Consider the following 15,849-nt stretch of genomic DNA (forward strand, 5'->3'; position numbering starts at 1 on the left):
TGCACAGATTAAAGATTAGTCCCTAATTTTTGAGAATTCACGGTCTAGATCAAATTTTTTAGACGTGACATGACGTTCCATCTCTGTCACTCGTCTCGTTACGTTATCCAATTTTTCTTTAGCGCGACGTAACCTTGAGTTCGCACTATCAGCGTACTTGAACATTTTCTTTGGCCGATAACTTTGTTGACGCTCATCATATTCGTATTCGTAGCCATCTTCTCCTTTTGGGCGAACATCCAAAAACCACCAAAGCGCGATATAAGCAATCACTACAAAGCTACCAAGAAATAAAAAGCCACCAAAGGTGAAAAGCCGCACGACCCATGCATCGACATCAAAATGATCTGCTAAGCCAGCACATACTCCACCCAAGTAACCTTTTTTCTTATTACGATATAGGTTCAAATCCCACCCATGAGACTTTTTGGATTTGATACTTTCTTTTATTTTATCGTTCATCATTTTATTCCTCTTAACTGGCTAATCTTCTATCACTCAACTATCCGAAGATTATCGGTACTCATCATTATCTCGACTACGCCAATCTGGGCTTTCCACATCTAAAATTTTTTCTAATGCTTGTACGCGATCGGTCAATTTATCAGCCTGCATTAATAGAGACTCTAACTCCCGCTTATCACCTTCATCCAATCCCTTTACCGCACGGTTCTTACTTCGGTAATGCAATAGCAACCAAATAGGCGCCACTACCGACATAAAAATGATGGTGGGAACAAACAAAAATACAGCCATACTCATAGCGCAATTCCTTTTTTATAAACTGATACAAATTCAGCTTAGTTGGTCTTAGTCATTTTCTCTTTCAAACGAGCCAACTCATCATTGATATCGTCATCTTCCGCCAGAGCGTCAATTTGTGATTTCAAGTCTGCTTTTGGTTGCATACCGATATCCATAGATTCAAGTTGGCCTTCTAAACTATCAACACGACGCTCAAAACGTTCAAATTTCTCAAAAGCATCGTCTAATGCTTCTTTATGATTCTGGCGCTTCACACGCATACGGCTTTCTACGCTGGATTGACGTAACAACATGGCTTTTTGCTTGGCTTTGGCATCATTCAATTTAATTTGTAACTGTCCTACTTCTTCATTCAAATGCTCAAGGTGTTCATCCAAAGCAGACAATTCTTTATCAATGGCTGCTATTTCTTTTTCTATTTGCTGCTTTTCTGAAAGGGCTGCTCGAGCTAGGTCTTCACGCCCTTTATTGATTGCCAGCATGGCTTTGCTTTCCCACTCTGCTGCTTCACTGCGCATACGCTCCAAACGGCGCCCTGTGGTTTTACGATCAGCAATCACGCGAGCAGAGCTAGAGCGTACTTCGACTAATGTTTCTTCCATCTCTTGAATCATCATTCGAATCATTTTTTTTGGGTCTTCGGCTTTATCCAGCAACGAGGTTAAGTTGCTATTAATAATGTCCGTCATTCTTGAAAAAATACCCATGGTTTTATCTCCTGTTTCATATGCAATTGATGAGCTTCTTCTCTTGCTATTACAGCATTCATGCCAAAATCAGTAACTCTATGATTATTATGAATTTATTTTTTCATAGTACTATTGGATTAATTTTTAATGGCTAAAATCACTATTATTTAGTATTTTTAACCATATTAATTTGGCAAATTAAACCAACCACATTAAGAACAATCGATAATCTTATGAAAAATAACCAAAGAGTCATTGGTAGCTCTCAAGCACTGGCTGATGCACTTGATCATGCATCGATTCTGGCAGAAATTAATCGACCTATCTTGATCTGTGGTGAACGAGGCAGCGGCAAAGAACTCATCGCAGAACGATTGCATTATTTATCCCCTCGTTGGGATCAGCCTTTTATTAGCATCAACTGCGCAGCCATTAGTGATAGCTTGATGGAAAGCGAATTGTTTGGTCATGAAGCAGGGGCTTTTACTGGCGCCACCAAAGGATATCAAGGTCGCTTCGAACGTGCAGACGGCGGTACCTTATTCCTCGACGAACTTGGCACCATGTCATTACGAGTACAAGAAAAGCTGTTACGATTAATTGAATATGGTGAGTTCGAACGCCTCGGCAGCGCTAAAACTCAACGAGTTGACGTTCGAATTGTCGCGGCAACAAACGCAAATTTACCGACCCTGAGCGAACAAGGCGAATTTCGTGCAGACCTACTCGACCGTCTTACCTTTGACGTCATTCAAGTTCCTCCATTACGAGATAGAAAAGAAGACATAGAAGAATTAGCTAATTTCTTTGCCATGAAACTTAGCACTGAACTGGGCTGGGAATATTTTCAAGGATTTAGCCCTAAAGCCCTAACGTCATTAAAAAATTATGATTGGCCAGGCAACATCCGAGAATTAAAAAATGTTATTGAACGCTCGGTTTATCGCTGCGGCTTCCAAGCCGATCCCGTTGAAAAAATCGTAATCAATCCTTTTACTTGTGCAAATGAAGAAGCAAGCGACAATCTCATCAATAAACAAGCTGCACAGGCACAGGCAAATACAATAGATTCAAAACCGTCTGGCTTTTCCCTTAATTCGTCTTTGAGCTTGAAAGAGCAGACCTTTCAGCTGCAACAACACTTAATTCAGCAAGCTCTTAATGAAAATCAACACAACCAACGACTCGCCGCTCAATCACTGGGACTCACTTATGATCAATTTAGAGGTTTGCTCAAGAAGCTAAAATAGCCTCTTAGTTATTTGAGCAAACCCTCTTGTTTCACTGTATTCAATTCACACATGTGAAGATGAAAATTCACCAGCCAACAAACCTTGTTGAGCTAAACGCCCTTCCGTATAGTCTGTGCTTTCTAATATGAGTAACTTTTTGTTGCTATTTATCCTCCGCAACAAGAAGGATTTACTGTATTTATAATATAAAATGTTATTATGTAACAAATATTCAACGGAACCTGACTAGCCTTGATTAGTGCAACACCTTCAACCTCTCCAAATGACAAGCAAAAAGACGATGCTTCTTACGCGTTTTTTTCTGGCTGCCAGCCCGCTGGCATGCAGCTGAAGGACGTCGCTTGGTCTCCTTATCGAGACAAGGCGTTACTCAAACCAATCACGGTGAATATCCAGCCAGGTGAGTTTCTTGCGATTGTCGGACCAAATGGTTCAGGAAAAACCAGTCTATTACGCTGTCTTTATCGCACCAATAAACCGAGCAACGGCACTGTCTTGCTTGATGGTAAAGATCTATGGTCGTTGTCACCTCGCCAATGTGCACAACGTATCGCGACGGTTTTACAAGACACTGGCGGCGAATTTGGTCTAAGCGTTTTCGAAATGGTGGAAATCGGCCTGACACCAAAGTCTCTAGTCTGGGGACGCTCCGAAGAAGACACCCACATTATTGAAAGCACATTGGCTTTGCTTGATGTGGCGCATTTAGCAGAACGATCTTTTGATTCTTTGTCCGGCGGTGAACGCCAGCGGGTTATGATAGCCAGAGCCTTGGCACAACGCCCCGACATATTGATTCTAGACGAGCCAACCAATCATCTAGACATTCGCCACCAGCTCGATGTACTTGCCTTATTATCAAAATTGCCTTGTACGCTGATCGTGTCCTTACATGATTTAGCACTTGCTTCAGCGTATGCCGACCGAGTTTTAGTAATGCTGAAAGGTGAAATGCAAGCCTGCGCGCCACCTAGCCATGTGTTTACCAAACAACGCATAAAACAAGTATTTGATGTGGAAACCATCATTGATGAGCATCCAATCACGCAAAGACCCAGATTTTCTTTTTTTATTAATGATTAACGGAATGATTAACAGGATAAACACATGACAGCGAACGTCAAAACAACCATCAAGCGAACTTCATTACTTATCAGCGGCGCATTATTTGGCATTTTACACACAGGTTTAGCCAGCGCATCTGGCTATCCTGTGACGGTACAAAGCTGCGACCGCCAAGTGACCTTCGATCACGCACCAAAAGCCGCTGTCTCAAACGATGTGAACTTAACCGAAATGATGTTAGCACTTGGCTTGCAGGATCACATGGCTGGATTTACTGGTGTTTCAGGCTGGAAAACCCTTGATCCAACGCTGCGCAATGGCATCGGCGAATTAAAAGAATTGTCACCAAAATATCCTAGCAAAGAAGTGCTTTTAGGTGCAGATGCGGACTTTTACTTTGCAGGCTGGAACTACGGCATGCGCGTCGGTGGCGGCGTTACCCCTGATACCTTGGCACCACTCGGCATCAAGGTTTACGAGTTAACCGAAAGCTGCATTCACATCATGAACAAAGCAAAAGTTTCCATGGATGACCTGTACGTAGACTTGCTCAACTTAGGCCGAATTTTTGGCAAAGAAGAACAAGCCCAACGCTTGGTAAAAGGCTATCAAGAAGATCTCGCTAATTTCCAAGCTAATCTAGCGCCATTAAAAACCGCTCCAAAAGTCTTTGTTTACGATTCCGGTGAAGAACAACCCTTCACCTCCGGTCGCTTCGGCATGCCAACAGCGCTGATCGAAGCTGCTGGCGGTAAAAACATCGTCGATGATGTGCAGAAAAGCTGGACTCAAATTGGTTGGGAAGCCGTTATTGATCGAGCACCAGAGGTGATTATTATCGTCAACTATGGCGATGTGACAGCTGAACAAAAAATTAATTTCTTACGCAGTAATCCCGCTTTCGAAAATATCCCAGCGGTGAAAAACAATCATTTCGTGGTCTTAGAGTATGTGGAAGCCACACCAGGGCCACGTAATATTAAAGCCATAAAACGCTTAGCCGAGGCTTTTAGAACGACGTTATGAAGCCTGCCCACAAAAAGCTAACCATCATGGGACGAGTTCCCTTACCAGCGCTATTAATTATGCTAAGTATCTTGCTACTGTTGTTAATGGGCGTGGCGATTGGTGTTGGCTCTGTGTCTATTGGACAATCCACCGTGTGGAGTGTGATAGGCCACAAATTATCAATCACCAACACCACTCCAAGCTGGTCGATGGGGCGCGAGAATATTATCTGGGCCGTGCGTTTACCACGTACTTTGCTCGCCGCCATGGTGGGTGCCGCTTTAGCCATTGTGGGCGCAGCGCTGCAATCTGTCACTCGCAATCCTTTGGCCGACCCACATTTACTCGGTGTGTCCTCTGGTGCCGCGCTAGGAGCGATCATCGCCTTGCTTCATACCGGCATGATTTTAGGCGTGGTAACCGTTCCTGTGTTTGCCTTTCTTGGTGCCTTATTAGCCATGGTTTTAGTATTGGCAGTGGCAAATTTTTCCTCAGCACACAGTGCAGGACGCTTGATTCTGGCTGGGGTCGCCGTGGCTTTTGTGCTAACCGCCTTAGGCAACCTTTTCATTTTCACAGGAGATCACCGCTCTTCTCATACGGTGATTTTTTGGATGCTTGGTGGTTTGGGTCTGGCTCAATGGGGGCAACTCTGGTTTCCATTGGTGGCACTGGTACTTGGCTCCGGCTACCTGATTTACAACGCCCGTTATTTGAATGCCATGACACTAGGCGATGAAAGCGCCAGCACCTTGGGTGTTCCAGTAGAACGCTTCCGCCTGATCGTCATTGTGGTCTGCGCCCTACTTACTGGCGCGGCGGTGGCTTTTTCTGGAGTGATTGGCTTTGTCGGACTGATGGTGCCACACATTGTACGTCTATTAGTGGGTGGCGATTATCGTAAAGTCTTACCTTTATCGGCCTTAGTCGGTGCCTTGTTTCTAGTAGCAGCCGACATCGCTTCCAGAATCATCATGCCTCCTGAAGACATGCCAATCGGCATACTTACAGGCCTAGTCGGTGGTATCGCCTTCGTCTTTTTGATGCGCCAAAAACGCAACGCTTCGTTGTAAGATGTTAACCTAAAAACTGCATGAAGTAACAAATATATAAAGCTCACAATATCAGTAATATTATGAGCTCAAATCCTCTATAAACATCTTGGGCTTAGCAAATAAATTTATTATAAGATAAGATTTAAAGCATTAGCTTAAATTACCAATCACTGACATATTTTTCCAAAAATTACTCAAAGCATTAAGCACAGAGATAAATAATTAGTATGGCTTCTTTTACCAATCAGCAATTGCAGTTGATTATTGCACAACTTGATCAAGCTATTTTCAATCATGATCAATGGTACAAGCATATTCTACGAATTTTGATTTTACGTATTCCTCCGGAAAAGGCAGACATAGCACCCGAAGCACATCGCCATTGTCATTTTGGTCAATGGTATGAAAGCTCTCAAGCATTTTTTATTAGAGAGAATCCAGCATTTATCTCCCTTGGAGATGCACATAAAAAAATGCATATTAGTGCACAAAATTTGCTTCAGAAAATATCTGATGGCTTACTTATTCTATCTATAGATTGGGATAGTTTCGATAAAGATATTGATAAAATGCGTTTAGCTTTTCAGAGTTTACGACATGAGTTTACTGTAATCGCAAAAAATCGGGACCCTCTTACAGAAGCTCAAACAAGGGACGGAATGCTTGCCGAAATCAGTGATCAGAACGCTTTAGTCCAAAGAGGACAACAAAACTGCGCACTAGTAATGTTTGACCTTGACCACTTCAAGCAAGTAAATGACACATATGGCCATATTGCGGGTGATCTTGTACTTGTTTCAACCGTACAACGTATAAAGACTCTCCTTCGACCATACGACCGAATCTACCGATATGGAGGTGAGGAATTTATTATTTGTATGCCCAGAACAACCTTAGCTCAAGCCCACATGGTGGCAGAACGAATGCGTGAAGCAATTGCTGAGCAAAGTATCCAATTTGATAATTCTAGAGAGTCACTACGAGTAACCGCATCTTTTGGTGTAACGATACTTACGCAACTTCGATCAGTTGAAGAATCTATAGATTATGTGGACAAAGCAATGTACGAAGCAAAAAGGGCAGGTCGCAATCGTGTAGTGGACGATGTTAACTTATAGCAGCACAAGATATATTCTGCTAACCGCCACTGTATTCAAAGCTTTTTTCGTCAAGTTCAGTTGTTGCTACTAATAATTATAAATGGTGTAACGAAACTAAGTACATTTACTTATCTGACACCAGTGGTTCCCTTCTTTTTCTGTCTATCCTTGTAGTGACCAAAAATATTTAATCGCACTTTTATATAATAACTCGACAAAAATATAACGTCTCGATATAACCTGCTTTTTCTAGATGGTTCTGTCCATTTTGCGACGATAGTTGTCAAAGACAGCTCAGACAGCCAAAAAACTTCTCTTTAGCATAAGAATTCAATTTCTAATGCTAAAGAGAAAACATCATGCTAACCCAACCCTCAATAAAATATCAGCCAGCTAAAATTATCGATTTTTCTGCCCGCACTTGGCCGTCAAAGCAGTTGAAAGCTCCGCCTCGTTGGTGCTCAACAGACTTACGCGACGGCAATCAAGCGCTTGCTAATCCGATGGATCACGCGAAGAAAATGGCTTTCTTTAAGCATTTAATTGAATGTGGTTTTAAAGAAATTGAAGTTGCCTTTCCTGCTGCGTCACAAACGGATTTTAATTTTGTTCGCTTGCTTATCGAAGGCGACCATATTCCTGATGATGTGACGATTCAAGTGATGACGCAATCTCGTGTGGATTTAATTGAACGTACAATACAGTCTCTCGTTGGCGCAAAAAAAGCCATAGTGCATATTTACAACGCCACAGCACCCGTATTTCGTGAAGTCGTCTTTTGCCAAGACAAAACAGCGACGCTTGAATTAGCCGTGCAAGGCGTTAAACACATTCGCCAATTGTGCGAGCAAAATCCAGATACTCAGTGGACTCTTCAATATTCGCCAGAAACCTTTTGTTTTACCGAACCTGACTTCGCCTTAGAAGTATGTGAAGCAGCGGCAAAAACATGGCAACCGAGTCTAGAGCGTCCGATGATTTTAAATTTACCAACGACAGTGGAAGTGAACACCCCCAATGTATTTGCTGATCAGATTGAGCATTTTATAACGTCTTTTTCTTCCTTAGAGAACATAACCATTAGTGTTCATCCTCACAATGACAGAGGGACTGGCGTTGCCACAGCGGAAATGGCAATACTCGCTGGCGCGCAGAGAGTGGAAGGTTGTCTCTTTGGTAATGGGGAACGAACTGGCAATGTGGATCTCGTCACCTTGGCGATGAATCTTTATAGCCAAGGCGTTCATCCTAATTTGGATTTTTCAGACATACGCCGCACAGTGGAGTTGGTCGAAGAATGCAATGAACTTCCCGTTCATCCTCGGCATCCTTATGCTGGCTCATTGGCTTTTACGGCGTTTTCAGGTTCACACCAAGATGCGATCAAAAAAGGCTTTGCCGCACAAAAATTAACCTCATCGACTGTTTGGCAAATCCCTTATTTACCATTAGACCCGAAAGATATTGGCTGCTCTTATGAAGAAGTCATTCGAGTAAATAGCCAATCTGGCAAAAGCGGTGCCGCTTGGTTATTACAGGAAAATCACGGACTGTTTTTACCACGCAAACTACAAATAGACTTTAGCAAAAAAGTCAAAAATCATACGGATCAAACTGGTCACGAAATGCCTCTAGCCGATGTTTGGCGTTTATTCAGAGAATCCTACAGGCTGAACCCAGATGACAAAGGCCAAATGAAATTAATGGATTATCGCAGCCATAGCTCAAACGGATTACAGGAAATTCGCGCTACCTTACGCTACCAGGAAAAAACATGGCAACTGGTTGGCGAAGGCAAAGGATTGTTGTCCGCCATGCTTGATGCGCTAAGAAAGCGTTTTAACTGGCAGATAAACATCAGTGACTTTCATGAACACACCTTAGGACAACAGACGAAAAGCAAAGCGGTGAGCTATGTTCAAATTGAGTCCGATCAGGTTACACCAAGTTTTGGCGTTGCCATTGATGAAGATTCGACCAAGGCCTCGCTACAAGCACTAATCAACGCTTGCCATCCTTTATACAAAGAAGCTTAGCGAGACGGTAACTTTCATTACGTCTATTGAGATTGCAGTAAATAGTCAGTCGGTGAAACGCCGACTCGACTTTTAAACATCGCACTAAAAGCACTAGGACTATCGTAACCAATCATAATCGCAGTATCTAAAACGCTTTTGCCGCTGGCAAGATACTCCAGAGCCAAAAGTAAACGCTTCCGCCGCAGCCATTCTGCAAATGTTAGCGACATTTCTTGCTGAAACTTTCGAGTAACAGAGCGCTCGCTTATGCCCAAAATATGAGCACCATCGGCATTTGTCCAATCATGAGCAATACGCTGACTGACATGCTCACACAAAGAGACCAAAGAGTCGGAGGTTGGCAATGGCACATAGAAAGACACGCTCGACAAACGACGTAATTCGTCCAAAATCAATTCAATAATTCGCTCATCACGACCTCCTGAAACAATTTCGTTAGGAAGCTCTAACGCTTCAACAATAAGTGCCTTTAACAGCATGGATACGTCAATGACAGAGCAATCATGGGGCAAATCGGCCCGAGCAAGAGGATCAATAAACAGCGTTCTAACTTTTACCAATCCTGTCATATGGAGGCTGTGTTCAATTCCTGCAGGAATCCACATTCCCCGATTTGGAGGAATCACCCAACTACCAAAACGAGTCTCCACACGTATCACACCGCTTAACGTGTGAATCAGCTGTGCGCAGTTATGAGCATGATAAGGCTCAAATTTACCATGTTCATAATCTTGTGCGTAAGCCACAACACTATTTGGTAAATGATTGTTTTGAAACAACACGCAGCTCTCCTAGAAATCCATCGATCATTCAATCGAGTGTACCTATCAATAAGCAGATCTCAACACACTACGCGAGCAAACTTAAAAACCTACAATAACAAGCTTGCTTTATTGAAATCTAACAACCAAAATACTGTTTATACATACAGTATTTTAGGTGTTTTATGTCTACTTCTTTTATCTATAACAGCGATCAAAAAGGCGAAAAATCTCCTTTCAATAATCCTATCAAGGGGCGCGGCACAGCCAATAATATGGCGGGGCGCTTTGCTATTACGCTGGTTGAAGTAGATGAAAACGACGAAGCCATTGCCTTATTGGAAACCTCTTCACCCAAGACGGAAGTTCGTCATGAACGCGCCAAAAGCATTATTAGTCGCAATTCGTCTCCTGATATTCCTTTTCGCATGTCGGTAAATCCTTATAAAGGCTGCGAGCATGGCTGTGTATATTGCTTTGCTCGCCCTACTCATGCGTATTTAGATTTGTCGCCAGGGTTGGATTTTGAGACCAAGCTGGTTGCCAAAACCAATGCGGCATTTTTGTTTGAAGAAGAACTGGCGCACCCAAACTATCATTGTGAACCCATTGCATTAGGTATTAATACCGATGCTTATCAGCCGATTGAAAAACAGCTCAAGATCACTCGTCAATTATTGGAAATCGCCTTGGCGCATCATCAGCCAATCTCGCTAATAACCAAAAGCACCTTGATACTCAGAGATATAGATTTACTCACTCAAATGGCAGCAAAAAAGCTTATTCATGTAGCGATCAGTGTGACGACGCTCAATAACGATTTAAAGCGTATTTTGGAACCCAGAACAGCGTCTGGAAAAACACGTTTGCACGTGATTAAAACCTTACGCGAAGCTGGAATTCCGGTTTCGGTTTTGGTTGCACCGGTGATTCCTTTTATCAACGATAACGAGCTAGAAGAAATCGTCGCTGCTTGCTCTGAGGTTGGCGCGCAATCCATTAACTACATAATGCTGCGTTTGCCTCACGAGGTTGCGCCTTTGTTTTCGGATTGGCTCCACCAGCATTATCCAGATCGAGCTGAGCATGTTTTGCAGCGCATTATGGATATGCGCGGTGGCAAGCTCTACAACAGTCAATTTGGCAAGCGCATGACAGGTGAAGGCATCTTTGCAGATTTGATTAACCAACGCTTTCACGTAGCGCGACGCAAATATGGATTGGATGAAAACAGACTGAGCTATCTCGATTGCCGCCATTTTGCCGTTCCACCAAAGGAAGGCGATCAGATGGCGTTGTTTTAGTAACTTAAGTAGTCTGCTTAACGCAGAATTCCCTAAGAGCAAAACTCTTAGGGAATTTGAATGTCGAGTCTTTGTTTCGAGAACAACTATAGTTTGTTGTTAAATTGGCCCACCGCATCAACGACTTGTCTTGCACCGATCTGAATATCATTCATCACATTACCCGCTTCGGTAGAAAGGTCTAATGCCTTATGAGCTTTATCCATGCTTTCTTCAATAAGAGATACAGCTTTTTCGGTGAGGTTTTTATTTTCCCCAACCACCTTGATAATTTCTTCGGTGGCCGAGCTTGTTCTAGAAGCAAGTTGTCTAACTTCATCAGCCACTACAGCGAAGCCTCGGCCTTGCTCGCCTGCTCGCGCCGCTTCTATTGCAGCGTTCAGAGCAAGCAAGTTGGTCTGATCTGCAATACCGCGAATACTTTCTACCAAAGCAGCCACTTTTAATGACTGAGTATTGAGTTCAATTATTCCTTTGCTAGCACTGCTCATTTGCACTGAAAGTTCATCCATGGTCTGAATCGTCGACTCGATGACTTTTTTACCTGTAATAGCGTCCGCATCACTTTTCTTGGAGATGTCATAGGCGATCTCAGAGGTTTCCGAAATAGCGAACTCTCGATTCATTTGCTCGGTAATAACCGTCGCGAATTTAACAACTTTATATAACTCGCCACTTTCATCGTGTATTGGGTTATATGAAGCTTCCAACCACACCGCATTTCCATGGCTATCAAAACGTTTGAAACGTTCAGAAACAAATTTACCCGACCTAAGTTGACGCCAAAAATCCTGATATTTTGAAGACTCAACTTCTTTCGAATCACAAAACATTTTGTGATGTTTACCAATAATTTGGCTTTTTGAATACCCCATACTTTTAAGGAAGTTGTCGTTAGCATTTAAGATGATGCCATCTAGACTAAATTCGATCACTGCAGACGAGCGGTTCAATGCAGCTAACATGTCTTCAACTTCTTTAGACTGAGAAATCGTTCGCGTAAGCTCAGCCGAGTAAACTTCTAATATCACGCGCCCATCTTCTGCTTGTTTTCTTGGCTGGATAATCGAACGATACCATGCTTCTTGACCTTTCTTGGTCTCTAGCTGTAAAGCGCCATGCCAGTGCTTTTTCTCGCTAATCGCAGACAACATTTTTTGGCAATGCTCTTTTTCTAAAGACTTTTTAAGTATCAAGTCTTTAATATTTTTGCCTTTTAATTCTGCTTTCTCAAATCCACAGGACTTTATGAAAAGCGAGTTTGCATCGACTATTTTTCCGTCTGATGTCATAGCGAAATACAGCATTTCCTGTCTAAGATCGGCTTGAGTCTCTTGAAAGGAAACAAGTTCTTTTTCCAATTCAGTAATTCGGGTCAATAATTTATTGTTACCAAATAACATTTACTTCTTCCTTAAGTATCTCAATTCAATTTTTATTAAAGAGTAGCGGATGTTTTACACGAACACGACATTATTTTTGTTTTAAGAAAACGACTTAGCACTATTTACACAAAAACATTATGTAAATCAGCCGATTCAGTTTATAAACAAGCTTCGACTTACCCCTTTTTTGGAACCTATTTGCATGCCTAGTGATGACTTTATCGATCTGCTCAAACTGCTTATTCGCGCGCCCAGTGTGGTTGGCGCAGAGCATTCATTTTTCCGCGTGTTACAACGCGAACTGGAAGAGCGAGGGGCAAAAGTCACTTGGTACGAAGGTTTGTTAGTTGCCCAAGGCAGTGATCCGTTTAGCACCATGTTTTCGGCGCATATAGATCGTCACGGCTTGGTGTGTACGGGCCCGAATGAATTCCAATACGCAGCGTTTGTATCAGCAAACCGCACCGATTTATTAAACAACTCGGTTTCTGAAGAGTTGATGACCAAGGTCACAGAGCGTTTCAACCATGAAGAGATCTACGCCTACGAGCCTTGGTCTGGGGTTTACCGTGGTAAAGGCACAATAAAAAGCTCTTACGTTTGTGAATTCCGTAACAACTTAATTTTCGAAACCGAAGGGTTAGAAGGTGTGGTTGCTGGTACACCCATTGCGTTTAAAGACCAATTACACATCGTTGACAATCGCTTAGAAGGCCAGCTTGATAACGTGATTTCAGCGGCGGCCTTGGTGCATCTTTTTGATCATGGTTTTAAAGGTACGGCCTTTTTTACTGCCCAAGAAGAAGCAGGAAAAAGCTGGCGCTATTTGCTTGAGTGGTTCCGTCGCTTTGGTGGCTCAACTAACCGCTTGTTTGTGGTTGATACCAGCCCTTTTCCAAATGTCGATGCCGCCAATGAACAGCTTCTGGTACTTAGGGAAAAAGACGCCAACGCCACGTTCAATAAAGACAGTACACAACTTCTTGAAGAACTGTGCGTAAAAAACAACATCAGTTATTTGTATAAAAACCGTTACGTGGAAAACGAAAACGCGAAACGTGCTGAGCAAGGATTGCCGCCAAGCTCGCTAGGTAGTACTGAACTTGGTCGCATTATCGCCGCATCAAATGGCTTGGTAGATGGCACCACAATTCAAATTCCAACCATAGGCTACCACACCATGCACGAATCGGCAGCGGTGGAATCGGTGGATGCGTTTCTAGATATGCTAAAAGTGGTGTCGAACATTTAATTCACTTCGTACCATTTACTGATTGGTACTATTTGCAACACACAAAAATCCCGTTTCGAAATATAAAATCAAACGGGATTTTTATCTGACTCAAAACTAGTTTTTAGGCTAACGGAGCCTTAAACATCTTTAAATTTCAAAGTGCTCAGTCTTTACTTTCTACATAAGCGTGTTTACTGGCAAAAGCTTGCAGAGCTTCACAAGCTTGTTCCCATGCATTGTCACCCTCATATAAAGCAGATTTTAAATACGCTGATGTCATTTTTTGGGTAATGGCGAGACGATCAGGATCTTCGTCATCGGTTTCTTTTGCATCATAACCAGCAATGCCACCTAACCCATGTTTTCCTCCAATTAATGACAACAAAAAATCGCTACCCGGCGCAATATAGTACGGATCCGCATGCCAGTCTGCATCTCGGGTTGTGAAGTGGGTGCTAAGATCTTGATCACCATACACCACTAAGTTTTTTGTGGTCATTGATGAATAATTTGGATTAATTTCAGGGAACCTTTCTCTTGCTGATTCAATTAAATCATCTCCCCCTTTGCCCACTGCCGCTAATAGGACTCCGGCTTTGATACGCTGATCTAATACGCTGCGTATATGTGGTAGCGTCATGCCCATTAACATAGCCGCTGTCATCGCCCCTGCAGAATGCCCCACGATCGCAATGCGTTCCTTATCTAATCGGCCAGAAAGACTGACTATATCGCGCTCAATTTGCGCCAAATTGTCCAAAATGGTTTTCATTTCAATCACTCTTTCATTGAGAAAAAGTGGCGCATCTGGGTGAGTATTATCGAGACCACCCACTCTTGAGCTTGCATGGGTAGGTTGAATAACGGCAAATCCTTGCTCAGCGTAATAGTTTACCAACGGGGCGTAACCATCTTTAGAAGGCAGGTACGACGATGGCCCATGACCATGAGAAAGTAAGATAATTGGAATATTATCGCCACTTACTGGCAGGGTAATACGAAGTTCAAGTGGTGTTTCACGGCCTTCTACCGTTAGGGTAATTGGGCTAATAGACAGGGTAAGTTGTCGATTAGACTCTGGGATATTCTTAGATTCGGTAACGAGATTATTCATAAAAGCTCCTTAAGCAATTGAGGTGCTAACTCTACCTAAAGGCGAATGTACAATATATAATGAAAAATCCACATTACATTACCAATAGTATTTAAATGATAGATCCTCTTTCGAGTATTGTGACTCTATTGCAGCCAAAAGCCGCTTTTTCTAAGGTAGTCCACGCCGCAGGCATGTGGCGTATTAGACGCGAAGAAATCGGTAATCCTTTCTATTGTGTCGTGCTAGAGGGAAATTGCGAGTTCACATTAAAAGGCGATGAACCGATTTATCTAACCGCTGGCGATTTTGTCCTTGTTCCAGAAGCTCATGCTTTTACGGTAGCTAGCAGCCATGCTCCAGCACTGGACGAAGCCGATACCGTGCCCATTAAAACGGCTGCTAGCACCTATTTTGTAGGTGAAGCAGAGCAAGAGTTGAATGCGCATTTACTTATTGGCCATTGTCAATTTGAGGCGCCTGATTCAAAAATACTAGTATCGCTTCTTCCGAAACTTGTTCACCTCCGCGAAGCGAAAAGGCTCACCACGCTGGTCGAGCTTGTTATTGAGGAATCTTTGGCGCAACGCCCCGGCCGTGATTCTGTATTGGCTAGATTATTAGAGATTCTGCTGATTGAAGCTTTTAGAACGAAGATGGACACACCAGAAGTTCCTGGTTTGTTAGTCGGTTTAGCCGATGAGCGACTTGCAATAGCAATTCGAAAAATCCATCAAGATGTGAGTAAGGCATGGACGATTGATCAATTAGCCAAAGAAGCCTCATTGTCTCGTTCCAGCTTTTTTCAGCGCTTTAGTAAAGCCGTGGGTTATACACCAATGGAATATGTTATTGCATGGCGTATGGCGATTGCGAAAGACCTCTTAAGACGCCAAACCTTTACTATGGCCACCATTGCAGAAAGGATAGGTTACCAATCTGCCAGTGCGTTTAGCTCTGCTTTTAGCAAACATACAGGACAAGCTCCGTCAAAATTTTTAGTTGAAGACGGTCTTGTTGAGAGAAAGTTACAGGAAGTTTAAACAGAGCAAAACTAGCTTTAGCTGCACGCCTACCTAAATTAGCAAATTCAGAAAG

General features: G+C 42.8%; 15 protein-coding genes and 1 pseudogene. 9 read left to right on the plus strand and 7 right to left on the minus strand.

Features of this window, described 5'->3' with window-relative positions; translation table 11 throughout:
- Positions 1–15 precede the first annotated feature (15 nt).
- Genes pspC through pspA form a run of 3 tightly spaced genes read right to left on the minus strand, consistent with a single transcriptional unit; the run spans position 16 to position 1,472 of the window.
- Positions 16–465, minus strand: a complete 450-nt coding sequence (gene pspC / locus CCS02_RS10870) for an envelope stress response membrane protein PspC (RefSeq protein ID WP_084122207.1) — start codon at positions 463–465, stop codon at positions 16–18.
- Between the two features lie 48 nt (positions 466–513).
- Entirely contained in the window at positions 514–762 is a 249-nt protein-coding gene (gene pspB / locus CCS02_RS10875; RefSeq protein ID WP_072838742.1) for an envelope stress response membrane protein PspB, read from the minus strand.
- A 38-nt stretch (positions 763–800) separates the two neighbouring features.
- On the minus strand, positions 801–1,472 hold the full coding sequence (pspA, locus tag CCS02_RS10880) for a phage shock protein PspA (RefSeq protein ID WP_100636566.1): 672 nt from the start codon (positions 1,470–1,472) through the stop codon (positions 801–803).
- 215 nt (positions 1,473–1,687) lie between these two features.
- Between pspA and pspF the strand changes: the two genes are divergently transcribed.
- From pspF to leuA, 6 genes are all read left to right on the plus strand, one after another.
- Positions 1,688–2,704, plus strand: coding sequence for a phage shock protein operon transcriptional activator (pspF, locus tag CCS02_RS10885; protein WP_100636567.1), 1,017 nt, complete (start codon positions 1,688–1,690; stop codon positions 2,702–2,704).
- Between the two features lie 234 nt (positions 2,705–2,938).
- Positions 2,939–3,790 carry an ABC transporter ATP-binding protein gene (locus tag CCS02_RS10890; RefSeq protein WP_100186130.1) on the plus strand — a complete coding sequence of 284 codons (852 nt, stop codon included), beginning with the start codon at positions 2,939–2,941 and terminating at the stop codon, positions 3,788–3,790.
- 24 nt (positions 3,791–3,814) lie between these two features.
- On the plus strand, positions 3,815–4,798 hold the full coding sequence (locus tag CCS02_RS10895) for an ABC transporter substrate-binding protein (RefSeq protein WP_100636568.1): 984 nt from the start codon (positions 3,815–3,817) through the stop codon (positions 4,796–4,798).
- A complete protein-coding gene (locus tag CCS02_RS10900) occupies positions 4,795–5,853 on the plus strand; it encodes a FecCD family ABC transporter permease (protein ID WP_100636569.1) in 1,059 nt (352 codons plus the stop codon). The genes CCS02_RS10895 and CCS02_RS10900 overlap by 4 nt, the downstream gene beginning before the upstream one ends.
- A gap of 209 nt (positions 5,854–6,062) precedes the next feature.
- Positions 6,063–6,953, plus strand: coding sequence for a diguanylate cyclase (locus CCS02_RS10905; RefSeq protein WP_100636570.1), 891 nt, complete (start codon positions 6,063–6,065; stop codon positions 6,951–6,953).
- Between the two features lie 341 nt (positions 6,954–7,294).
- Positions 7,295–8,971 carry a 2-isopropylmalate synthase gene (gene leuA, locus CCS02_RS10910; protein WP_100636571.1) on the plus strand — a complete coding sequence of 559 codons (1,677 nt, stop codon included), beginning with the start codon at positions 7,295–7,297 and terminating at the stop codon, positions 8,969–8,971.
- A 23-nt stretch (positions 8,972–8,994) separates the two neighbouring features.
- Here the strand turns inward: leuA and CCS02_RS10915 are convergent, their stop codons facing one another.
- The gene (locus CCS02_RS10915) at positions 8,995–9,756 is read right to left on the minus strand and encodes an AraC family transcriptional regulator (protein ID WP_100636572.1); all 762 of its coding nucleotides are present in this window, start codon (positions 9,754–9,756) and stop codon (positions 8,995–8,997) included.
- Positions 9,757–9,920: 164 nt separating this feature from the next.
- On the opposite strand from CCS02_RS10915, the gene CCS02_RS10920 reads away from it, so the two are divergent.
- Entirely contained in the window at positions 9,921–11,039 is a 1,119-nt protein-coding gene (locus CCS02_RS10920) for a PA0069 family radical SAM protein (RefSeq protein ID WP_100636573.1), read from the plus strand.
- Between the two features lie 86 nt (positions 11,040–11,125).
- Here the strand turns inward: CCS02_RS10920 and CCS02_RS22540 are convergent, their stop codons facing one another.
- The gene (locus CCS02_RS22540) at positions 11,126–11,665 is read right to left on the minus strand and encodes a methyl-accepting chemotaxis protein (RefSeq protein WP_442919310.1); all 540 of its coding nucleotides are present in this window, start codon (positions 11,663–11,665) and stop codon (positions 11,126–11,128) included.
- Positions 11,666–12,442, minus strand: a pseudogene (locus tag CCS02_RS22545) (PAS domain-containing protein); the annotation flags it as partial.
- 184 nt (positions 12,443–12,626) lie between these two features.
- Here CCS02_RS22545 and CCS02_RS10930 point away from each other — a divergent pair.
- Complete coding sequence (locus tag CCS02_RS10930) at positions 12,627–13,676, plus strand: peptidase M42 (protein WP_100186137.1); 1,050 nt, start codon at positions 12,627–12,629, stop codon at positions 13,674–13,676.
- Positions 13,677–13,821: 145 nt separating this feature from the next.
- On the opposite strand, the gene CCS02_RS10935 is transcribed toward CCS02_RS10930, so the two are convergent.
- Positions 13,822–14,772 (minus strand): alpha/beta hydrolase family protein, encoded by a 951-nt coding sequence (locus tag CCS02_RS10935; RefSeq protein WP_100636575.1) that lies wholly within the window; start codon positions 14,770–14,772, stop codon positions 13,822–13,824.
- Between the two features lie 95 nt (positions 14,773–14,867).
- Between CCS02_RS10935 and CCS02_RS10940 the strand changes: the two genes are divergently transcribed.
- Entirely contained in the window at positions 14,868–15,794 is a 927-nt protein-coding gene (locus CCS02_RS10940) for an AraC family transcriptional regulator (RefSeq protein WP_100186139.1), read from the plus strand.
- Positions 15,795–15,849 lie beyond the last annotated feature (55 nt).

Origin of the sequence: Marinomonas sp. ef1, assembly GCF_002806845.1 — a bacterium.
Lineage (GTDB): Bacteria > Pseudomonadota > Gammaproteobacteria > Pseudomonadales > Marinomonadaceae > Marinomonas > Marinomonas polaris.

What these genes read in the sequence shown, in the direction of transcription:
- CCS02_RS10940 (WP_100186139.1), top strand. Translation starts at nt 14,868, where the DNA reads ATGATAGATCCTCTTTCGAGTATTGTGACTCTATTGCAGCCAAAAGCC.
- CCS02_RS22540 (WP_442919310.1), bottom strand. Translation starts at nt 11,665, where the DNA reads ATGAATCGAGAGTTCGCTATTTCGGAAACCTCTGAGATCGCCTATGAC.
- pspF (WP_100636567.1), top strand. Translation starts at nt 1,688, where the DNA reads ATGAAAAATAACCAAAGAGTCATTGGTAGCTCTCAAGCACTGGCTGAT.
- CCS02_RS10900 (WP_100636569.1), top strand. Translation starts at nt 4,795, where the DNA reads ATGAAGCCTGCCCACAAAAAGCTAACCATCATGGGACGAGTTCCCTTA.
- CCS02_RS10935 (WP_100636575.1), bottom strand. Translation starts at nt 14,772, where the DNA reads ATGAATAATCTCGTTACCGAATCTAAGAATATCCCAGAGTCTAATCGA.
- CCS02_RS10920 (WP_100636573.1), top strand. Translation starts at nt 9,921, where the DNA reads ATGTCTACTTCTTTTATCTATAACAGCGATCAAAAAGGCGAAAAATCT.
- pspC (WP_084122207.1), bottom strand. Translation starts at nt 465, where the DNA reads ATGATGAACGATAAAATAAAAGAAAGTATCAAATCCAAAAAGTCTCAT.
- leuA (WP_100636571.1), top strand. Translation starts at nt 7,295, where the DNA reads ATGCTAACCCAACCCTCAATAAAATATCAGCCAGCTAAAATTATCGAT.
- pspA (WP_100636566.1), bottom strand. Translation starts at nt 1,472, where the DNA reads ATGGGTATTTTTTCAAGAATGACGGACATTATTAATAGCAACTTAACC.
- pspB (WP_072838742.1), bottom strand. Translation starts at nt 762, where the DNA reads ATGAGTATGGCTGTATTTTTGTTTGTTCCCACCATCATTTTTATGTCG.
- CCS02_RS10930 (WP_100186137.1), top strand. Translation starts at nt 12,627, where the DNA reads ATGCCTAGTGATGACTTTATCGATCTGCTCAAACTGCTTATTCGCGCG.
- CCS02_RS10905 (WP_100636570.1), top strand. Translation starts at nt 6,063, where the DNA reads ATGGCTTCTTTTACCAATCAGCAATTGCAGTTGATTATTGCACAACTT.
- CCS02_RS10895 (WP_100636568.1), top strand. Translation starts at nt 3,815, where the DNA reads ATGACAGCGAACGTCAAAACAACCATCAAGCGAACTTCATTACTTATC.